The sequence below is a fragment of the Sphingomonas sp. HDW15A genome (assembly GCF_011301715.1).
Lineage (GTDB): Bacteria > Pseudomonadota > Alphaproteobacteria > Sphingomonadales > Sphingomonadaceae > Sphingomicrobium.
Window position 1 is genome coordinate 1940357 of record NZ_CP049870.1, and the last position, 20408, is coordinate 1960764.

The 20408-nt window shown below is 62.2% G+C and carries 12 protein-coding genes, 1 tRNA gene and 1 pseudogene; 7 read left to right on the forward strand and 7 right to left on the reverse strand.

The annotated features are described in order from the left end of the window. Positions 1-3 precede the first annotated feature (3 nt). Positions 4-5373, reverse strand: coding sequence for a HAMP domain-containing protein (locus tag G7076_RS10205; protein ID WP_166202556.1), 5370 nt, complete (start codon positions 5371-5373; stop codon positions 4-6). A 197-nt stretch (positions 5374-5570) separates the two neighbouring features. Here G7076_RS10205 and G7076_RS10210 point away from each other — a divergent pair, with 197 nt between their 5' ends. From G7076_RS10210 to G7076_RS10220, 3 genes are read left to right on the forward strand one after another with little or no spacing between them, the layout of a single operon-like run. Then, positions 5571-5942: a hypothetical protein gene (locus tag G7076_RS10210; protein WP_166202558.1), complete on the forward strand. Its 372-nt coding sequence runs from the start codon at positions 5571-5573 to the stop codon at positions 5940-5942. A gap of 3 nt (positions 5943-5945) precedes the next feature. Further along, positions 5946-6221: a DUF5985 family protein gene (locus G7076_RS10215; RefSeq protein WP_166202560.1), complete on the forward strand. Its 276-nt coding sequence runs from the start codon at positions 5946-5948 to the stop codon at positions 6219-6221. Continuing rightward, positions 6218-6493, forward strand: a complete 276-nt coding sequence (locus tag G7076_RS10220) for a DUF5985 family protein (RefSeq protein WP_206367530.1) — start codon at positions 6218-6220, stop codon at positions 6491-6493. The genes G7076_RS10215 and G7076_RS10220 overlap by 4 nt, the downstream gene beginning before the upstream one ends. Positions 6494-6509: 16 nt before the next feature. Here G7076_RS10220 and G7076_RS10225 read toward each other — a convergent pair. Next, positions 6510-6584: transfer RNA gene (locus G7076_RS10225), tRNA-Thr, on the reverse strand. A 153-nt stretch (positions 6585-6737) separates the two neighbouring features. Between G7076_RS10225 and G7076_RS10230 the strand changes: the two genes are divergently transcribed. The 3 genes from G7076_RS10230 to G7076_RS10240 all read left to right on the forward strand — a co-directional run bounded on the left by G7076_RS10230 (position 6738) and on the right by G7076_RS10240 (position 13725). Further along, entirely contained in the window at positions 6738-8003 is a 1266-nt protein-coding gene (locus tag G7076_RS10230; protein WP_166202562.1) for a hypothetical protein, read from the forward strand. A 179-nt stretch (positions 8004-8182) separates the two neighbouring features. Beyond that, positions 8183-12838: an NAD-glutamate dehydrogenase domain-containing protein gene (locus tag G7076_RS10235; protein ID WP_166202564.1), complete on the forward strand. Its 4656-nt coding sequence runs from the start codon at positions 8183-8185 to the stop codon at positions 12836-12838. Positions 12839-12864: 26 nt separating this feature from the next. Continuing rightward, complete coding sequence (locus tag G7076_RS10240; protein ID WP_166202566.1) at positions 12865-13725, forward strand: hypothetical protein; 861 nt, start codon at positions 12865-12867, stop codon at positions 13723-13725. On the opposite strand, the gene G7076_RS10245 is transcribed toward G7076_RS10240, so the two are convergent. The 5 genes from G7076_RS10245 to G7076_RS10265 are packed head-to-tail and all read right to left on the reverse strand — an operon-like array spanning position 13687 to position 19440. Next, entirely contained in the window at positions 13687-13929 is a 243-nt protein-coding gene (locus G7076_RS10245) for a ribbon-helix-helix domain-containing protein (protein ID WP_166203575.1), read from the reverse strand. The two genes, G7076_RS10240 and G7076_RS10245, sit on opposite strands and share 39 nt — an antisense overlap. Continuing rightward, entirely contained in the window at positions 13929-14651 is a 723-nt protein-coding gene (gene phbB, locus G7076_RS10250) for an acetoacetyl-CoA reductase (RefSeq protein ID WP_166202568.1), read from the reverse strand. Before phbB ends, G7076_RS10245 begins: the two co-directional genes overlap by 1 nt. 27 nt (positions 14652-14678) lie before the next feature. Continuing rightward, complete coding sequence (gene hemH / locus G7076_RS10255; RefSeq protein WP_166202570.1) at positions 14679-15686, reverse strand: ferrochelatase; 1008 nt, start codon at positions 15684-15686, stop codon at positions 14679-14681. After that, the gene (locus G7076_RS10260; protein WP_166202572.1) at positions 15686-17782 is read right to left on the reverse strand and encodes a molybdopterin cofactor-binding domain-containing protein; all 2097 of its coding nucleotides are present in this window, start codon (positions 17780-17782) and stop codon (positions 15686-15688) included. Before G7076_RS10260 ends, hemH begins: the two co-directional genes overlap by 1 nt. Then, complete coding sequence (locus G7076_RS10265; RefSeq protein ID WP_166202574.1) at positions 17779-19440, reverse strand: class I adenylate-forming enzyme family protein; 1662 nt, start codon at positions 19438-19440, stop codon at positions 17779-17781. Before G7076_RS10265 ends, G7076_RS10260 begins: the two co-directional genes overlap by 4 nt. A gap of 73 nt (positions 19441-19513) precedes the next feature. On the opposite strand from G7076_RS10265, the pseudogene lgt reads away from it, so the two are divergent. Continuing rightward, a pseudogene (gene lgt, locus G7076_RS10270) lies at positions 19514-20406 on the forward strand (prolipoprotein diacylglyceryl transferase). Positions 20407-20408: the final 2 nt, after the last annotated feature.

Below are 20408 nucleotides of genomic sequence, written 5' to 3' on the forward strand. Positions count from 1 at the left end.
CGATCAGGCGGCTTTCGAAGACTTGCGCGAACGGCGCGCAGTCTTCGTTGCGCGGATACGGCCGATCCACACGCGCATGAGCGCCAGCAGGAGGTCGATATCGACGGGCTTGGCGATGTAATCCGATGCGCCCGCGTCGAGGCATTTTTGGCGATCGCCCTTCATCGCTTTGGCGGTGACGGCGATAAGCGGCACCGAGGCAATGTCCGGCTTCGAGCGGATCCGGCGCATCGTCTCATAACCGTCCATCTCCGGCATCATGATATCGACCAGGGCAAGGTCGACGTCGGGCGCCGTCTCCAGGATTGAGATTCCTTCGGCGCCGCGCTCCGCGTGGAGGACCTTGACGTCATGAGCCTCAAGCACGCTGGTCAGCGAGTAGATATTGCGAATGTCGTCGTCGATGATGAGGATTCGGCTTCCGGCCAGTTCCGCGATCGGTCCGCGCCGCGATGCTGGATTGCGGCGGCGCAAAACCGGCTTGCGCCGCGAGTTGCCCGGCGCGCCTTCCTTGATCGACGTGAACAAGGCGCTCAACCTGTCATCCGTCGCCGGTTTCTCGATGACGCTCGCGGCGCCGATGGTCAGGGCGTGCCCTGCCTGCTCGGCCCCCGAAATGACATGGACCGGTATGTCCGCCGTCTCTTCGTCGTGACGAAGGAGGTCGAGCAGCACGAAACCGTCGATGTCGCTGAGGCCAAGGTCGAGGGTGATCGCCGTCGGCCGCATTTTGCGAACCATCGCCACCGTTCCCGAACCCGCCGAGGATATGACACCTTTTAGGCCCTGCTGGTGAGCGAGGTCGAGCAGGATCGTGGCGAAGGTAGGGTCGTCCTCGACGATGAGCACGAACGGATCCCCGTTCAAATCCGCGCGGTCGTCGGCAGGGGCGTAGCTAACGGAGGGAACCGCCGCACCGCCACCTGACGCGTCGTCGAGCGGCATCGTAGTCGCGGACACGCTGGCCTTGAGGGGAACGAACAAGGTGAAGGTGGATCCTTGTCCCGGCACGCTGCGCACCTGTAGTTCGCCGCCAAGCAGCCGGGCAATTTCGCGGCTGATCGAAAGGCCGAGACCGGTCCCGCCATATTTCCGGCTGGTCGTGCCGTCCGCCTGCTGGAACGCCTCGAAGATGAGTTTCTGCTTGTCCGGAGAGATGCCGATCCCGGTGTCTGTGACGGCAATCTCGATGGCCGTGTCCGCTTCGCGAAGGACCGGATGATTGGCGCTCCATCCGCCCGTCACCGGCCTGACGAGTACGCTGACGCTTCCTTCGGAAGTGAACTTGAAGGCGTTGGACAACAGATTGAGAACGACCTGTTGCAAACGCTTTTCGTCGGTCCGGATCGAAGACGGGAGTTCCTCGGCGAATTCGACGTCGAAGGCGAGGCCCTTCTCGGTCGCGACTTGGCTAAAGGTCCGCTCGATATGCTGGCGAAGGCCGGCGAGCGGCATGTCCCCGATGTCGATCGACACCGTTCCCGACTCGATCTTCGAGAGATCGAGGATGTCGTTAATGAGGTTGAGGAGGTCCGTACCGGCGGAATGGATCGTCCGCGCGAACTCGGTCTGCTTCTCGTTGAGGTTGCCCTGCTGGTTGTCGGCGAGGAGCTTCGACAGGATGAGCAGCGAGTTGAGCGGCGTGCGAAGCTCGTGGCTCATATTGGCAAGGAACTCGGACTTGTATTTGGAGGTCAACGAAAGCTGCTCGGCCTTTTCCTCGACCGCGCGCCTGGCCATCTCGATTTCAAAATTCTTCGCCTCGACCTGGCGTTTCTCATTCTCAAGGAGCTGGGCCTTCTCCTGAAGCTCCTCGTTAGTCGCGTGGAGCTCTTCGTGCTTGGTGTTGAGTTCAGTCTGGCGGGCCTGAAGCTCCTGGGTGAGAAGCTGCGATTCCTTGAGCAACTCCTCGGTCCGCATCGTCGCGGCGATCGTGTTGAGAACGATGCCGACTGTTTCCATCAGCTGGTTGAGGAAGCTGTGATGGGTTTCGTTGAACTCCTCGAACGACGCGAGTTCGATGACCGCCTTGACCTCGTCTTCGAACAAGGCCGGCAAGATATTGATGTTGGCTGGAGCCGCGCTTCCAAGTCCCGAGCCGATTCGGATGAAATCGCCCGGAACTTGCGCGAGCCGCACGGCCCGCTTGTCGGCGGCGGCCTGGCCGATCAGCCCTTCGTTCAAGCGGAATCGATCTTTCAGCGCCTTGCGGTTTTCAGCGCCGTAACTAGCAACCAGCTCGAGCTTGGTGCCTTCCTCGTCCTGGTCTGCGACGTAGAAGACGCCGTATTGCGCATTTACCAGCGGCGCCAGCTCGGACATGATCAGGCTGGAAATCGTCGCGAGGTCGCGCTCGCCCTGAAGCATCCGGCTGAAGCGCGCGAGGTTGGTCTTGAGCCAGTCCTGCTCCGCGTTCTTGAGGGTCTGCTCCTTCAGGTTGAGGATCATCTCGTTGATGATGTCCTTGAGCGCCGCCATTTCGCCCGATGCCTCGACGGCAATCGAGCGGGTAAGGTCGCCCTTGGTGACCGCGGTCGCGACTTCCGCAATTGACCGCACTTGGTTGGTCAGGTTGGCCGCGAGCTGGTTGACGTTGTCGGTGAGGTCGCGCCACAGCCCGGCCGCGCCAGGCACGCGGGCCTGGCCGCCAAGGCGTCCTTCGACGCCGACCTCACGGGCCATGTTCGTCACCTGGTCGCCGAACGTCGACAGTGTTTCGATCATTCCGTTGATGGTTTCGGCGAGCGCCGCGATTTCGCCCTTGGCGTCGAAGGTCAGCTTGCGCTTGAGATTGCCCTGCGCCACGGCAGTCACGACATCGGCAATACCGCGAACCTGGTTGGTTAAGTTCGTGGCCATGAAGTTGACGTTATCGGTAAGGTCTTTCCAAGTGCCTGCGACCCCCGGGACGTGCGCCTGACCGCCCAATTTCCCTTCGGTGCCGACCTCGCGCGCAACGCGGGTCACCTCCGAAGCGAAACCATTGAGCTGATCGACCATGGTATTGATGGTGTTCTTGAGGGCGAGTATCTCACCCTTCACGTCGACGGTGATTTTCTTCGACAGGTCGCCCCGGGCGACGGCGGTCGTCACGTCGGCAATGTTGCGGACTTGTCCGGTGAGGTTGTCGGCCATCAGGTTGACGTTGTCGGTCAGGTCCTTCCACGTCCCGGCGACTCCGCGCACCTGCGCCTGGCCGCCCAGCTTTCCTTCCGTACCGACCTCGCGGGCTACGCGGGTCACTTCGGATGCAAAGCCGTTGAGCTGGTCGACCATGGTATTGATGGTGTTCTTGAGCTCGAGGATTTCGCCCTTCACATCGACAGTGATTTTCTTCGACAAGTCACCGAGCGCGACGGCGGTGGTCACCTCCGCGATGTTGCGCACCTGGCCGGTCAGGTTCGCGGCCATGGCGTTCACATTTTCGGTGAGGTCCTTCCAGGTTCCGCCAACGCCTTCGACCTGCGCCTGTCCGCCGAGCCGGCCTTCCGTGCCGACCTCGCGGGCAACGCGAGTCACCTCGGACGCGAAGGAGTTCAACTGATCGACCATCGTGTTGATGGTGTTTTTGAGCTCGAGGATCTCGCCCTTCACGTCGACGGTGATCTTCTTCGAAAGGTCCCCACGTGCCACGGCGGTCGTCACCTCGGCGATGTTGCGGACCTGACCGGTGAGGTTGCCGGCCATGGCGTTCACGTTGTCCGTCAAATCCTTCCAGGTGCCGCCGACGCCTTCGACCTGGGCCTGCCCGCCGAGCCGGCCTTCCGTGCCGACCTCGCGCGCAACGCGAGTCACTTCGGACGCGAAGGAATTGAGCTGGTCCACCATGACGTTGATGGTGTCCTTGAGCTCAAGGATTTCGCCTTTCACCTCGACAGTGATCTTCTTGGACAAGTCGCCGCGCGCAACCGCGGTCGTCACTTCGGCGATGTTGCGGACCTGGCCGGTGAGATTGGCCGCCATCAGGTTGACGTTGTCGGTAAGGTCGGCCCAGGTCCCGGCGACGCCGGGCACTTGCGCCTGCCCGCCGAGCTTGCCTTCCGTGCCGACCTCGCGCGCAACGCGGGTCACTTCCGAAGCGAAGCCATTGAGCTGGTCGACCATGACGTTGATGGTGTTCTTGAGCTCGAGGATTTCGCCCTTCACCTCGACGGTGATCTTCTTGGACAAATCGCCCGAAGCGACGGCGGTGGTCACCTCTGCGATGTTCCGGACCTGGCCGGTAAGGTTGTCGGCCATCAGGTTGACGTTATCGGTCAAGTCCTTCCACGTGCCGGCCACGCCCGGAACCTGGGCCTGCCCGCCGAGCTTTCCTTCGGTGCCGACCTCGCGAGCAACGCGGGTCACTTCAGACGCGAAACCGTTGAGCTGATCGACCATCGTGTTGATGGTGTTTTTGAGCTCGAGAATCTCACCTTTCACGTCGACGGTGATTTTTTTGGAAAGATCTCCCGATGCCACCGCCGTCGTAACCTCTGCGATGTTGCGGACCTGGCCAGTAAGGTTCGCAGCCATCGAGTTCACGTTTTCGGTAAGCCCGCGCCAGGTTCCGGCCACGCCTTCGACGCGCGCCTGCCCGCCAAGCTTGCCCTCGGTGCCGACCTCACGTGCAACCCTTGTGACCTCTGACGCGAAGGAATTAAGCTGATCAACCATCGTGTTGATCGTGTTTTTCAGCTCCAGGATTTCACCCTTCACGTCGACCGTGATCTTCTTGGAGAGGTCGCCGGACGCGACCGCCGTGGTAACCTCGGCAATGTTACGGACCTGGCCGGTAAGGTTGGCGGCCATCAGGTTGACGTTGTCGGTGAGGTCCTTCCACGTGCCGGCAACCCCGCGCACGCGCGCCTGACCGCCCAGCTTGCCTTCGGTGCCGACTTCGCGGGCGACGCGAGTCACCTCCGAGGCGAAGGAGCTGAGCTGCTCGACCATCGTGTTGACGACCTTGCCAATGCGCAGGAACTCGCCCTTCAAGGCGCGCCCCTCGATCTCGACCGCCATCGTTTGCGAAAGATCGCCCTTGGCGACCGAGCCGATGACCCGGGCGACCTCGGTGATCGGCTGAACCATGTCGTCTATGAGCTCATTGACCGCGCGGAGCTTGCTGTCCCATCCACCCGTTGCCCCACGCACCTTCACCCGATGGCCGATCTTGCCTTCCTTACCGACCACCTTGGAAAGGCGTTCGAATTCATCGGTGATGTCCTGGTTGAGGCTCACGACCTCGTTGAACAGCGCGGCAATCTCGCTGTCCTCGTCTTCGCCGTCCTCAGGGAGCCGGACCGTAAAGTCGCCCCGCCGAAGCCTTCGCAATGCCGAAACAAGCTGTCGCCGCGAGACGCCGAATTCGGAGCGGGAAGATTCCTTGTTCATGCGCACCTCTCACCCACCAGAGGGACAGGCAACAGATGCAACCCTCCCCGCGTTGCTAATTCGCTGTGCGCTGGGGAAGTTCCATGAACGGCAACATTTTGATGGTTACTGGCGCATTTGCCACAGGGGGTTGCGTCATACCGAGCAACTTTTCACAACGGTGATCTCGTGCCCCCATCGTCATCGTTGCAGATTGCATGCCTACCGATACCGCTGTTCGAGAATTCATTGGGAGCGCGTTCCGCTCGGTCTGGGCGTTGGAGCTCCTGTTGATCCTGCACCGCGAGCCGGACCGCGAATTCAGCCGTCCGGAGCTTATCGAAATATTGAGGGCGAGTGACCTCGTAATTCGTCAAAGCGTCGGCTCGCTGGTTGCGGCTGGACTCGTCATTACGGACGACTACGACCGCGTCGCTCTTCATTCCCTCGACCGTGATTCGGAGCAGCTTCTCCATGCTGTCCTCGATCTTTACCGGCGAAGCCCCGACATGGTCCGCCGACTGATCGTTTCGCGGTCGCTGCCCGGGGCAACTGCGTTCGCGGACGCATTCAGACTGCGGAAGGACTAGCCAATGTCCGAAATCTTCCCGACCCTGGTTTACCTCCTTTGCTTCCTGGCGAGTTTCGTCTGCGCCCTGCTACTCGGTCGAGGTTACTTGCGCGGCCGAATGCCGCTGCTGTTCTGGAGCGCGATGTGCTTTACGCTGCTCGCACTCGCGAACCTGCTGGTCGTTTTCGACATGATCCTTCTTCCGGACATCGACCTTCGGCCTGCCCGCTTGTGGTGCTCGCTGGCGGCGGTTTCGGTGTTGATCTTCGGCTTCCTCTGGGCGCAGGAGCAGGAATGATGATCGACGATTTTCTCGGCGGTGCGATCTCCATGGGATTCGCGGTCGCGGCGTTGCTTTTCCTGAAATATTGGAAGCGGACCCGGGATAGCTTTTTCCTCGCCTTCTCCGCGGCCTTCCTCCTTCTCGGAATCAACCAGGCGCTACTTTCGGTCACCAATGTGCCTGTCGAGGAACGAAGCTCGCTCTACCTGATCCGGCTGCTTGCGTTCCTCATCATCATCGGGGCGATGTGGTCCAAGAATCGCGAGGCGCGCAAAGGCGGCGACTGACAGGGATTTTTCCAGGTGGTGCCGCTTGGGGACTCGAACCCACGACCCCATCATTACGAATGATGTGCTCTACCAGCTGAGCTAAAGCGGCGTGCCCGTGGCCTTGCGGCGGCAAGCGGGGGCGCTCCTATCAGCGCGCCGGACCGGCGGCAAGCCATTCCAAGAGAACAAATATGCTTAACGCTTTGGTAATCACGAGCGGGCAGTATCCGGCCGGTGTGAGATGTGGGGGATTGGGAAGCCAATGGATGGTCTCTCGGGCTTTCGGAGTGAGTATGACGACGACGCCGAGACCTGGGCGGACGAGAGCGTAGGCGCCGCAATCGGCACCGACGAACGGCGGATGCATGTCCGCGCCTACAATTACTGGGTCTCGTTGCTCGACGGCCGCGATTACCCTTCAATCGAGGACCTCGATCCCGCAAACATCACCGATTTTGCCCCACATAGCGTGCTTCTCGATTTCACCGCGGGTCGCGACAATCCGTCGACTCCCTACATCGGAACCGCGATCCGCGAAGAATGCGGCTTGGGCGAGAACGTCACCCAGATAGAGCAGGTGCCCAGCCGGTCGCTGCTATCGCGCCTCACCGACCACTACCTGCAGATCATCGCCAATCGCGCGCCGATCGGCTTCGAGGCCGAGTTCGTGAACCAGCGCGGGCATTCCATCTGCTATCGCGGAATCCTGATGCCGTTCAGCAGCGATGGCGACACCATCGACTTCATCTACGGTGTCATCAACTGGAAGGACATCGGCGCACCGATCGCGGCTGAGGAGCCCTTGTCCGCAGCGATCGAAACCCTGTCACCGGAATCGCATATCGCCTGGGACGACGGTCCTCTGGCGGAGGCCGAAGCGGAGCCGGAGCTGGAACCGGCAGTCGAGGACGACGACGTTGCGATAATCGTCGACGAGGACGCCGGCCTTGCCGACAGGCTTTGGGCCGCCCGCGAGAGCGCAGAAATCTGCAAGGCGGCCGACGGCCGCAGCCGTGTCGCGCTCTATCGCGCGCTTGCTATGGCTTACGACTTCGCGGTTGCCGCAAAACGCGTTCCTGACGACTACGCCGAGATACTCGCGGACGCGGGGGTGAAGGCGCAGGCCCGGGCGCCGATGACCCCGGTTGTGAAGCTCGTGTTTGGCATAGATTACGACAAGGCGCGGTTGACAGAGTTCGCCGCAGCGCTGAGCAACGCCGAACGCAACCAGGTGGATTTCGGCGAATTCCAGGCCTACGTCGAAGGCCAGTCCGGCGGTCTTAAGGCCTTGGTCGCCGCCGAGCGCCAGGCGCGGCGCCCGGACCGCAGGCCGGATGACCGTGTCGAGAAAGCGCGGGCTGAACTCCGTCGTCGCGAAGCGCTGGAAATGAAGGCAATTCTTGGAGATGACGAGTTCGTACTCGTGCTGTCGCGCCGGGTGATCGGCGGGGGCACGGGTTACGAACCCATCGCGCTGGTTGAAGATTCGAAGATAATCGATCGCGCCATTCGGCGTGCCGCCAAATAGAAAGCGGATTAGCCAGGGAGCACGCCTTTCTCGCTCGCTATCGATCTCGCGCCAGGCTTGTTCTCCGTGATTCGCCGGCTCGACTGGGAGCGAGTTGAGGCTTGTACGCGCCAGGCCGCCAAACTGGCTTCGAGCAAGCCTTGTCCCAGCGTTGGACTGGGGTCTATAGGCCGCCGCCAATGACCCCTGAAACCACGGTGCAAGAGATGACGGCCTCCTCGGGCGTGAACAGGCCGATCTTCGGCAAAATCAAGGACGCGCTTCTCACCAATGCTCTTCCGGGCGAGCTCGACGGCTTCGCCGGGCAGGAACGGGATGAGGCTGCTGCCCTCGTTTCCAGCGTCATCGCAAGCCGCAAGCCCGGCCAGATTTCCATGCAGCTGACATCGAGCGGCGGAGAGGCCAGCCATCGCAGAATGCGCCTGGCTATCGTCAATGATGATATGCCCTTCCTAGTCGATTCGGTGGCGAACGCCATCGCTGCGCGCGGGCTGGTCATTCACCGCCTGCTGCACCCCGTCGTGAAGGTTGAGCGGGATGCCAAGGGGACCCTCGTCGCACTCGGGTCCGGCGAACCTGAATCGATCATCTACATCGAATTGGACCGCGCCGACGCCAAGGAGCGCAACCAGCTTCGAAGCGAATTGGCGGCAGTGCTCGCCGACGTTCGCGCTGCAGTCACCGACTGGCGGTCGATGCAGGCCCAGATGCGAGCCGACGCAGAGCTGGCGGATCCGAATGGCGCCGCACTTCTGAATTGGTTCGCCGATGGCGCGATGACTCTACTCGGCTACGAAGTCGAACGCCCCGGGGTCGAAGGATCGAACGGCTTGGGCATTTTCCGTTTCCCCGGCGAGCCGACGGACGAAGGCGGCGTGGACGAGGCGATCCGCTATTTCGAACGCGGCGGCCGAGTTCCCTTGATGGCGAAGGGGGACCGCAAGTCCTCCATTCACCGCCGCGTTCCGCTCGACTTGGTAGCCGTACCCATTCGCGAGAACGGAAAGATTACCGCGGTCGGCGTTCACGTCGGACTATGGACCAGCGAAGCACTCGGTGCTCCGGTCGAGGAAGTCCCGGTGCTTCGGTCTATACTGGAGGAGCTCGACCAGAGATTCGGCTATCATCCCTCCGGGCACAGCGGGAAGGCACTACGCCACGCCCTTAACGCCCTTCCGCACGATTTGATTCTAAATCTGAATACCGATTGCGTCGAGCGGCTCGTGACAGCGGCGATGACGCTTGCCGACCGGCCACAACCGATGATCGTGCTTGTTCGCTCAATCCTCAAAGGTCATCTGTTCGCTTTCGTGTGGCTACCGCGTGACCAACTGACGACCAGCCGGCGTTTGGCGATCGGAGAAATGATCGGGGAAGCCGCAGGCGGGCCGCAGCGAGCCTGGGCCGTCGATCTTGGCGACGGGGATCTGGCCCTGTTGCGCTACACTTATTCCATCGATGCAAAGGCGCCGCTGCCGAATTCAAGGGCGCTGACCGCCAAACTCAACGAAATGGTCCGCGGCTATCTGCCCGCGGTGGAAGAGGATCTTGCCGGCCAGGTTGGCGCGACATCCGCCAGGCGCCTGGTGCTGACGTATGGCGACAGCCTGCCCGAGGCTTATCGCGGCCGCTATCCGACGGCCGATAGCGCCCAGGATCTCATCCGGCTGGAAGGTTTGGTCCACGAACATGAGCGTTCGATCCGGCTGTACCGACTTCCCAATGACCCGCCGCAGAACTTGCGCCTGAAACTCTACACCCGTGGCGGTCTAGTTCCGCTTTCGGACGTCGTTCCGGTCCTCGAGAATTTCGGTTTCACCGTCATCAAGGAAACGCCGACCAAGCTTGAAGGCATGGCCGCCAACATCCACGAATTCCTGCTCTCGATGGACGATGTTGCAGCCGTCAACGACCTTTTCGAGAGATGCGCTCTCATCGAGGGCGCTATCGGATCCGTGCTTCGCGGAGAGTCCGAGAACGACGACTTCAACAAGCTCATCATTCTTGCCGGCCTGACGCCGCGGTCGGCCGTTTGGCTTCGCGCCTGGTTCCGCTACCTGCGGCAAACCGGCGTGGCCTATTCCATCGCAACAGTGGTCGATGCGCTTGGCCGCTCGCCGAAGACGACACAGGCCCTAGTCCGCTCGTTCTGCGACGCGCACGATCCTGATCTCAAGGGAGATCGCAAGGCGGCGATGGCGGCGTCGGCCGAAGCATTCGCAGACGCTCTTCGCGAGGTCCGCGGAATCGACGACGACCGTATCTTGCGTCTCATGCGCTCGGTTGTCGAAGCCATCCTGCGCACCAATGCTTTCGCCCCGCGCGAGGGCGAGGCGCTTGCGTTCAAAATCGAATCCAAGCGTGTGCCGTCGCTTCCTGCGCCTCTGCCGTGGAGGGAAATCTGGGTTTACAGCCCGCGCGTCGAAGGCATTCACTTGCGCGGCGGCCCGGTCGCCCGCGGCGGGCTCCGCTGGTCGGACCGGCGCGACGACTTCCGAACCGAGATTCTCGGCCTGATGAAGGCCCAGCTCGTCAAGAACGCGGTCATCGTTCCGACCGGCGCCAAGGGCGGCTTCTATCCCAAGCAGCTGCCGAACTCGGCGACCGACCGCGAGGCGTGGCTTGCGGAAGGGACGGAAAGCTATCGCATATTCATCCGCTCGCTACTGTCGATCACTGACAATATCGTCGACGACAAGGTGACCCATCCGGCGCGGGTCGTCCGCCACGACAGTGACGATCCCTATTTCGTCGTTGCCGCGGACAAGGGAACGGCCACCTTCTCTGACGTGGCCAACGCCCTGGCGATCGAGCGCGGCTTTTGGCTGGGCGACGCTTTCGCTTCCGGCGGTTCGAACGGCTACGACCACAAGGCGATGGGGATTACCGCAAAAGGCGCATGGATTTCGGTCCAGCGTCACTTCCTCGAAATGGGCGTGGACGTGCAGTCCCAGCCGGTTCGAGTGGTCGGCTGCGGCGACATGTCCGGCGATGTGTTCGGGAACGGCATGTTGCTGAGCCAAGCTATCAAGCTGGTCGCCGCCTTCGACCACCGCCACATCTTCTTCGACCCGGAGCCTAATCCGGCGACAAGCTGGGCAGAACGTCAGCGAATGTTCGAACTCCCACGCTCCAGTTGGGACGATTACGATCGATCGCTCCTGTCGAAGGGCGGGATGATCGTTCCGCGCAGCCAGAAATCGATCAAGCTGTCTCGCGAGGCTGCGGAAGCATTGGGCCTGACCGAGCTGGAGACCGACCCGACTACGCTCATCAGCGACATCCTCAAGAGCCCGGTAGATCTGGTCTGGTTCGGCGGGATCGGTACCTACATCAAGGCGACCACGCAGACGCACGCGATGGTCGGCGATCCGGCCAATGATGGCCTTCGCGTCGATGCGACCGAAGTCCGTGCCAAGGTCATCGGCGAAGGCGCAAACTTGGCCATTACCCAAGCCGCACGCATCGAGTTCGCGCAAGGCGGCGGACGAATCAATACCGACTTCATCGACAATTCTGCAGGCGTCGATTGCTCCGACAATGAGGTCAACATCAAGATTCCGCTGAACCGCGAAATGCGCGAGGGACGGCTGGACGAAGGGAAGCGTAACAAGCTTCTCGCCGCGATGACGGACGAGGTGAGCGAGCTCGTTCTCGAGGACAATCGCCTTCAGAGCCTTGCACTTTCGATTGCCGAAGCGGGCGGAGCCACGAGCCTTCCCGAACACGTCCGGACGATCGAGTTGCTTGAGAGCAGCGGACGTCTCGACCGACGGGTCGAAGGCCTTGGCGGGAGCGATATCCTCCTGCGCCGCGCGGCAGAAAACCGAGGCCTTTCGCGTCCCGAGCTCGCTGTCGTGCTGTCGATGTCGAAAATGGCGCTTCAGGATGCAATCGAGCGGCTGAAGCTTGCCGACGATCCACTGCTCGAACCGCAACTGTTCGCGGCCTTCCCGAAGCCGATGGTAAAGGCTCACGCCGATGCCATCCGCCAGCATCGTCTGCGTCACGAGATCCTGGCGACAAAGGTCGCGAACCGGATCGTCAACCGCCTTGGACCCAGCATCCCGCTGAGCCTCACCGAAGAGGAGGGCGTTTCGCTCGGTCAGGTGGCGATCGCGTTCCTCGCTGCCGAGCAGCTACTGGGCCTCGGCAAACTGTGGTCGATGATCGAACAAGCGGAAATGCCGGAATCCGTTCGTATCGAACTATTCCAGATCGCTGCGCGCTCGGTCCGGAGCCATGTGTCCGACCTGCTCCGCTCAACTGGCGGCGACACCACGGTCAGCGAGCTAGTCGATCTCGTCACGCCGTCGGTGAAGGAAGTCTCCGCCGCCGCAACCAAGCTAATCCTTACCGAAATCAGGAACGAAGCGGAGGTCCGACGGTCAGCCCTGACGGGCATGGGAGTGAACCAGAAGATCGTCGACGCGCTGGTCCGGCTGTTCGAGCTCGACGGCGTCTTCGGTGTCGCGGCGCTCTCGGCCGAACGCTCGCTCGACCCGCTCGCGGTCACCAAGGCCTATACGCAACTCGGCGATGCGCTCGGCCTCGACTGGGCGCAGCAGGAAGTGAGGCGCTTCTCACCGGTTGATCAGTGGGAACGCCTGCTGGTTGCAGGGCTGGAGCGCGATTTCGAGCAACTGCGCATCGACTTCCTCGCCAGATCTCGGGAGGACGACCCCACTGCCGCGGTTGCCAAGTGGATCGAACGGCACAAGGCGCGCATCGAGCAATTTCGGGCGATGGTGAACGCAGCGCGAAGCTCTGGCGCCGCCACCGCGCCGATGCTCGCGCAAATCGCCAACCAAGCGCGAATCCTGCTGGGTCGGTGAGGCCGCAGTAGCGCCAGAGGATCCGTTTGACTGACATCGCAAAGGCAATCGTCTTCGTCCCGGCGCCCAATTACGGAGAAGCGTGGGACTGGGCCTATGACGTCGAAGCGGCGGCGCTGCAGTCCGGCGGCTTTACCGTCGAGCCACGCCCCTGGACCGAGCCGGGCGAGCTTGGGCATCGGGACATCATCCTGCCTCTGGTTGCGTGGGGATATCACGACGATCCGCAGCGCTGGCATACATTGCTCGACAAGCTCGAGGCGGCGGGCGCGAATGTGGTCAATCCGGTGCCTCTCCTGCGCTGGAACAGCGACAAACGCTATCTTGAAGAGCTCGGCGCAAACGGTGTGCCGACCATTCCCTCTCGCCTTATCACTTCCATGGATGAGGCCGCGCTGGCCGATGCAAGCGACCGATGGGGTGGGGACGTTGTCGTCAAGCCTCCGGTCTCCGCATCCGCGACCGGGACGTACCGGCTGCGCGCCAGCGAAGCGCTTCCCGCCGACACCTTGGGAAGACCGATGATCGTTCAGCCGTTCCTGTCTTCGGTCACGGAGGAAGGCGAATATTCGCTCATACTGTTCGACGGCGCGTTCAGCCACGCCGTGGTGAAGCGCCCCAAGGCCGGCGATTATCGCGTGCAGCCGCATCTTGGTGGCCGCGAAGAACCGTGCCAGGCGCCGGAGGGCGCAATTGCGATAGCGAGAGCAGCTCTCGCTGCTGCGCCGGGCGAACCGGCCTACGCGCGCGTTGACCTCGTTCGCGGCAATGATGGCGGACTCAAGATCATGGAGCTGGAGCTGATAGAGCCGTCACTATGGCTTCAGTACGCGCCCGATAAAGGCGAATCATTCGCCGCCGCGATCCGCCGCCGCTTCAATCCATAGCCACTGGCGAAGCGCGGAAGTCAGGTTGGGCGGACTTGCACGTTCCATCCGCTCAACATCCACTTCGGCGACAAGTGCATTAAGCGGTACGCCTCGCTCGGCCGCCGCCTTCTCCAGCGCGCTCCAGAAAATCGGCTCTAGGCTGATAGAGGTCTCGTGCCCGGCAATGGTGATCGAGCGCTTCGTAGGCCGTCCGTAGGCCATCAATACATGTGCTGGCCGCCGTTGATCGACAATGTCGAGCCGGTGATGAAACCGGCATTGTCGTCGACCAGGAATGCCACGCCGCGCGCAATTTCTTCCGCCTTGCCAAGCCGGCGCACGGGTATTTTCGCAACGATCTTGGCGAGCACGTCCTCAGGCACCGCTGCAACCATGTCGGTGTCGATGTACCCGGGCGCGATGGCATTTACGGTCACGTTGTTGCGCGCGCCTTCCTGGGCAAGCGCCTTCGTGAAACCGTGAATCCCGGACTTGGCGGCCGCGTAATTGACCTGCCCGTACTGACCGGCCTGACCGTTGATCGAGCCGATATTGACGATCCGCCCGAATCCCCGCTCGCTCATTCCGTCGAAGACGGCCTTCGCCATGTTAAAGCAACCGCCCAGGTTCGTGTCGATCACTTCTTGCCACTGTTGATGAGTCTGCCGTTTCATTGTCGAGTCGCGCGTGATCCCGGCGTTGTTGACCAGCACGTCGACCGGCCCGAGATCGGCGGCGACCTTGGCGACGCCCGCCTGGCAGGCATCATAATCCGCAACGTCCCACTTATAGGCGGGAATTCCGGTCCGCTCGGTGAATTCGCGCGCGCGCTCATCATTGCCGGCGTAATTCGCCGCGACCTTCATGCCCATGTCCTTGAGCGCGACGCTGATCGCTTCTCCGATCCCCCGCGTTCCACCGGTTACGATTGCCACTCGCGCCATTACTCTCTCCTGAATTGTCAACGCCGGTTAGGACGATGGCCACCATCCGGCAAGTTCGCGCCTGACGAGTTCGACGAGCAGGGCCATGCTTGCAGGGCGATCATTGAGGCAATCAAGGCGTGCGAAGTGCGTTCCTCCAGCGGCAATGAAGTCTTCGCGCCCGCGAATTCCAATCTCTTCGACCGTTTCCAAGCAGTCGGCGGAAAAGCCAGGCGCGGCGACCGCAACCTTGGTCACGCCATCCCCCGGGTAGGCCTTGAGCGTCAAATCCGTAGCCGGTTCGAGCCATTTGGCCCGCCCGAAACGCGACTGAAAGGCGACGTCGACCGGAACGTCCAGCCTGTCCGCGAGCAGTCGCGCCGTTTTTCGGCAGTGGCAATGATAGGGATCGCCAAGCGTCAGTGTCCGCTCCGGCATGCCATGAAAGCTCAGCAAGAGGCGCTGCGGCGCGAAATCCAGAGCGCCCAGTTGCCCTGACAGATCGCTTGCAAGCGCATCGAGGTAGAGCGGATCGTCATAATAAGGGGGCAATGTCCGGATGGCCGGTTGAAGACGCAATCTGGCCAAATGAGCGAAAGCGAAGTCGTTCGCGGTCGCCGTCGTCGCAGCACAATATTGCGGGTAGAGCGGCGCGAGAAGGATCTTTGCCGCGCCAGCACTCATCAGGCGGTCAATGGCATGATCGATGGCCGGGTTGCCGTAACGCATCGCCCAGTCGACCACGACATCCGCGCCGAGCAGTCCCTGAAGGCTGCGGGCCTGCCGTGCGGTAATGGCGGCAAGCGGAGAGCCTTCCTCCGTCCAGACCTGCTTGTAGGCGTGCGAGCTTTTCTTCGGCCGCGTTGTGAGGATTACGCCGCGAAGAATCGGTTGCCACAGAATCTGCGGAATTTCGACCACTCGCTTGTCGGAAAGAAATTGACCCAGGTAGCGGCGCACGGCGGCAGGCTCCGGCGAATCCGGCGTGCCGAGATTGATCAGCAGCACTGCGACTTTCGGTGCCAGTATCGCGGGATGGTCGGGCGGCAGTTGCATCAGGAGGCCATGAGGTCGAATGGCAAGTTGCGCAAGCGGCGGCCTGTTGAAGCAGCAAGCGCATTCGCAACTGCCGGGGCAAGGACTGTGTGCCCCAGGCCGCTGACACCGCCCAGATCGGCATTTCCATGAACGACTTCGACGAGGATGTCTGGCACTTTGAGCGCTCCATCGATCCCGGCGGATCTCAAACCTCTTGCAATGGGCATTCCGGCTACGAAATCCGGGGAACGAGCGGTTGCCACCGACAGCGCATGGAGAAGACCGCCCTCGATCTGCTGACGGACCAGCGCGGGATTGATCGCGCGGCCGCAGTCCACGGCGGCTACGAGCCGGTCGACCACGATGCGTTGATCTGAACCGACCCCGGCAACCGCGACGAGTGCGATATGCGACCCGAATGCGCTGGCGCAGGCAAGGCCCATTCGGCTTCCCGGCGCCCCGCCGTCCCATCCCGCACGGTTGGTTGCTGTGACTAGTGTCCGGGCGAGGCGCGGATTGCCGCCCAGCAGGGCCATCCGAAACGCGAACGGCTCGGAATTCAGGTTGCGTGCCAATTCGTCGACGAAGGATTCGTTGGCGAATGCGGTGAGCGCTTCGTTACCGCCACGCATATATCCACAATCTATCGTCAGCTTGGCTTCGACCTGCTCGATCCTGAGCGCTGGAATCGCGTAGGGCGGTGCCGCGCCGGTCAGCGTCAGCTTGGGGCGCTTCCTTTTGTCCGCCACCACGTTTTCCAGGCCCGAGGCGGAAACGAACTTAGCGCTCCAGGCCCCTACGCTGCCGGAAGCCGAAGGCATTGCCGCCATTCGTGCCAAAAGCGGTGGTCTCGGACGGTCGCGATTGGCGGTGTCAAAGGCGGCTAAATTGACCTGCACCGGCCTGCCGATGCGTTTGGCGAGCGCGACCGCTAACGCAACCATATCCGTATCCACAGCCTGGCCGGCGGAATCGCCAACCGGCGTTGGGTAAAGCACGACCGATTGCGGATCGACCGCGCCCGCCTTTGCGGCTTGCACAAGCGCGTGATCATAGGCCTGAATGGGCGCCCACACATCAAGGCGTCCGCTAACAAATCGCGCTGTCGCTGTGAGCGGCTCGAGGCCCTCGTGAAGAGCTGGAGCAATGCGGTAGGTCGCACCGAGCGGTCGAGCATTGCCGGCGACGGCATCAAAATCTCCACGCTCGACGATCGTCGTCGGGGAGCCGCTATTCAGGGCTTCGTCGAGAGCCTGCTCAATGGCTGCGCGATTTGCCGTTGCCGGACCCGAAAAGCGCGGCGAAGCAGCCTCAAGCGCCTTGCGTGCGGCCCATCCGGTCTCGCCGATCGCAGCGATCCAGCCACTGTCTGCAACGATTTCCCGAACGCCAGGCCGTGCCAATGCGGCAGAGCGGTCGTAGCCTGTCAGTGCACCCCCCGGCGGAGCGAACCGCGCTGCAGCGAAAACCAGACCGGGCAGGCGGACATCGCCTGCAAACCGGATCGATCCATTGCTTTTGGCGGACAGATCGAGACGGGGAAGAGACTGCCCGATGAGCCGCGTCGTAAGCCTCCCCGCCGGGCCTGCAGGCAACAGTGCCGCAGCATCCTCTGCCAACTCCGCGAACGCGAAAGCCCGTACCCCATGTCTAACGAACCCGCCGCCGACGTTGCATTGTGCCGGGTCGACACCCCAGCGCTTGGCCGCGACCCTGACCAGCATGCCACGCGCCGCCTCCGCAGCAGCTATGATCGGCGCCTCAAAGGCACGAACGCTGGACGAACCGGCGGTGACTCGGGTGGCAAAATAACTGTTCACATAGTCCGGCGCTGACGGCGCCGGCTCAACCGCGACCTGCTCCCATGCCGCACCTATTGCATCGGCCGCGATTTGCGCGAGGCCGGTCCATATGCCCTGCCCGACTTCCGCCTGCGGGATCGCAACCGTGACAGTCCCGTCCCGTCCGATCTTCAGGAAAGCGCCGAACGATCGCTCGCCATTGACCACCGCGAGAGGGCTCTCCGCCTCGCGCGGCCACAAAGAAAAGGCGACAATCAGGCCAACACCGGCGCCGCCAGCGACAAGGAGGGAACGGCGATCGAAACGAATCAAGTCGCGAACTTTTCCTTGAGCGCAACCCGGTCGATCTTCCCCGTCCCAAGACGCGGCAAGGGATCGTCCGAAAAGTGGATTTGCGCGGGGACCTTGAAGGCGGCAATCCGAGAAGAAAGGAATTCGCGCAGTTCCGCCTCATCGATCGCGCTCCCAGCGCGGCGGTGGAGTATGGCTACGGGAACTTCGCCTAGACGTTCGTCTGGCGCGCCGAACACCGCCGCCTCCGCAATCCCCTCGCAGGAATAGATTGCCGCTTCGACCTCGGCCGCACTGATATTCTCGCCGCCACGCAGGATGATGTCCTTTTTCCTGTCGACGATGAACAAATATCCGTCCTCATCGAGATAACCAATGTCACCTGTCCGCAGGTAATGATCGGCGGTAAAAGCCGCCTTGGTCGCGGCCCGATTTTCCCAATAGCATTTGATGTTTGCCGCCGAACGGATCGCGATTTCGCCGCGCTCCCCAACTGCCAGGTGCCTGTCACCCTCGCCAAGAATCGCAAGCTCGACGTAGGGCGGCTGTGCGCGGCCGGTCGAGGCGGGCTTGGCTGCGTAATTGCCCCAGAAGTTCGAACAGCCGACGGCATTGGTCTCCGTAAGTCCATAGCCGAGCGCGGGCTGCGCGTTTGGAAATTCCTTTTTCAGCCGTTCGACGTGGCTGATCGGCCGCGGCGCGCCGCCGGCCGTCACGTCCGTGAGCGACGAAAGATCGTAGCGACCTCGATCCGGGTGGTTCATGAGCTCCAGGCTCATGGTCGGCACGCCGACGAAATAGGTCAGCCTTTCCTTCTCGATCAGTCGAAGCGCCTCGCCCGCATCCCATTTCGGCATCAGGACCATCGTCCGCGCGACTACGAAGCTGTTGAGCATAACCGGTACTTCACCGGTAACGTGGAACAGCGGAACGCTAAGCAAGGTGCGCGGGCTTGGCGGAGGGCTCCCCTGACGGATCAGGATTTCCTTGAGCACCATCAAGCCGGTCGAATAGGCATAGACCCCCGTGGTTACCGCGCGATGCGTCGACAGCGCGCCTTTGGACTCGCCGGTTGAACCCGAGGTGAAAAGGATCGTCGCATCGTCCTCGGGCAAGACATCCGGAAGCGGAGAGTCCAGATGGGCGCCGTCGATCAGCGCCGCGAATGCCTCTTGGACGGGCTGCTCGATCGGCAGTGCCGCCACGGACCAACTGCCGGCCTCGGCAATTCGGCGCGCGCGAGGCCCGTCGGCTAAGATCAACTTTGGGGCGGTCAGTTCGAGCGCCTGCTGGAATTCATTCTTTTCCCACCAGCCGTTAAGCAGGACCGCAATCGCTCCGGCCTTCAAAATGGCCATGTAGCCCACGATCCACGATGGGCAGTTGCGCATGGCGATTCCCACGCGGTCGCCTTTTGCGATCCCGCGCGATGCGAGCGCATGCGCAAGCTGGTCGGAGATCCGGTCGAGATCGGCGAACGTCAGGCGCTCCTCGCCGGCGACGACCCCTTCGACTGAGCTATTCAGCGCGCAGAACGTCTTGAAAAACAACGGCAGAGTGGCGGGGAAATTGGCGACGTAGGCGCGACCGAACTCGTCCCGCTCGATGACCAGGCGGCCGCCCGGCCCAATGATTTCGGCCAGGGTCTCGTCGAATTTCCGGTCAAGCTCGGATCGCATCCGTTCCTCTTCAGCTTTGCCTTTCAACCGGCCCACCCTATGAGGCGGTCAATCAAGAGGGAAGCCCATGAGTTTGATTGAAACGACGATCGCAGCAGTCGCCGCCTCGAACCACATTGCCTTCCCCGATTTAGGGCTCGACCCGATCATCGTGCAATTGGGCCCCTTCGCGCTGCGCTGGTATTCGATGGCGTATGTCGCCGGCATCCTCATCGGCTATTGGTACCTGCTCCGGCTAATCGCGCAGCCGGGCGCACCGATGGCCCGCCGCCACGCCGACGACCTCGTCTTTTACGCCGCTTTGGGGATCATGATCGGCGGCCGGCTCGGCTACGTCATTTTCTACAACCCCGGCTATTACCTTGAGAATCCGCTGGCCATCGTGAAGCTGTGGGACGGGGAATGAGCTTCCACGGCGGCGTAATCGGGACATCGCTGGGGATCATTTATCTCGCCTGGCGGCAGAAACTGAACTGGCTGCGGCTCCATGATTATGTCGCCTGCTGCGTGCCGTTTGGCCTCTTCTTCGGGCGACTCGCGAATTTCATCAATCAAGAATTGTGGGGCGCGCGCACCGACGTAGCCTGGGCGATCCGGTTTCAGGAGGCTGGCCCGTTCGGAACGTTCCTCGGACCGCCGCGTCACCCGAGCCAGCTTTACGAAGCCGCGCTGGAAGGCGTCGTCCTGTTCGCGATCCTGGCCTTCATGTTCTGGAAGACGAAAGCGCGCTACGAGCCGGGCAAGCTGGTCGGCGCGTTTCTGTTCTTCTACGGGATCTTCCGCTTCGGGATCGAATTCATCCGGGAGCCGGATCAACAGCTTGCGGCCTTCGCTGCCGCGACGGGGCTCCACATGGGCCAGTGGCTGACAATCCCCATGATCCTCGGCGGAGCCTATCTGATGGCCACCGCCAAGGGCCGCAGGGAACGCGTCGAGCCGATCTCTGGAAGCGAAAGCGTCGCCTGACG

Bases quoted from the DNA above. Each gene is read 5' to 3' on its own strand.
- G7076_RS10205 (WP_166202556.1), bottom strand. From the start codon at position 5,373: ATGAACAAGGAATCTTCCCGCTCCGAATTCGGCGTCTCGCGGCGACAG.
- G7076_RS10210 (WP_166202558.1), top strand. From the start codon at position 5,571: ATGCCTACCGATACCGCTGTTCGAGAATTCATTGGGAGCGCGTTCCGC.
- G7076_RS10215 (WP_166202560.1), top strand. From the start codon at position 5,946: ATGTCCGAAATCTTCCCGACCCTGGTTTACCTCCTTTGCTTCCTGGCG.
- G7076_RS10220 (WP_206367530.1), top strand. From the start codon at position 6,218: ATGATGATCGACGATTTTCTCGGCGGTGCGATCTCCATGGGATTCGCG.
- G7076_RS10230 (WP_166202562.1), top strand. From the start codon at position 6,738: ATGGATGGTCTCTCGGGCTTTCGGAGTGAGTATGACGACGACGCCGAG.
- G7076_RS10235 (WP_166202564.1), top strand. From the start codon at position 8,183: ATGACCCCTGAAACCACGGTGCAAGAGATGACGGCCTCCTCGGGCGTG.
- G7076_RS10245 (WP_166203575.1), bottom strand. From the start codon at position 13,929: ATGGCCTACGGACGGCCTACGAAGCGCTCGATCACCATTGCCGGGCAC.
- phbB (WP_166202568.1), bottom strand. From the start codon at position 14,651: ATGGCGCGAGTGGCAATCGTAACCGGTGGAACGCGGGGGATCGGAGAA.
- hemH (WP_166202570.1), bottom strand. From the start codon at position 15,686: ATGCAACTGCCGCCCGACCATCCCGCGATACTGGCACCGAAAGTCGCA.
- G7076_RS10265 (WP_166202574.1), bottom strand. From the start codon at position 19,440: ATGCGATCCGAGCTTGACCGGAAATTCGACGAGACCCTGGCCGAAATC.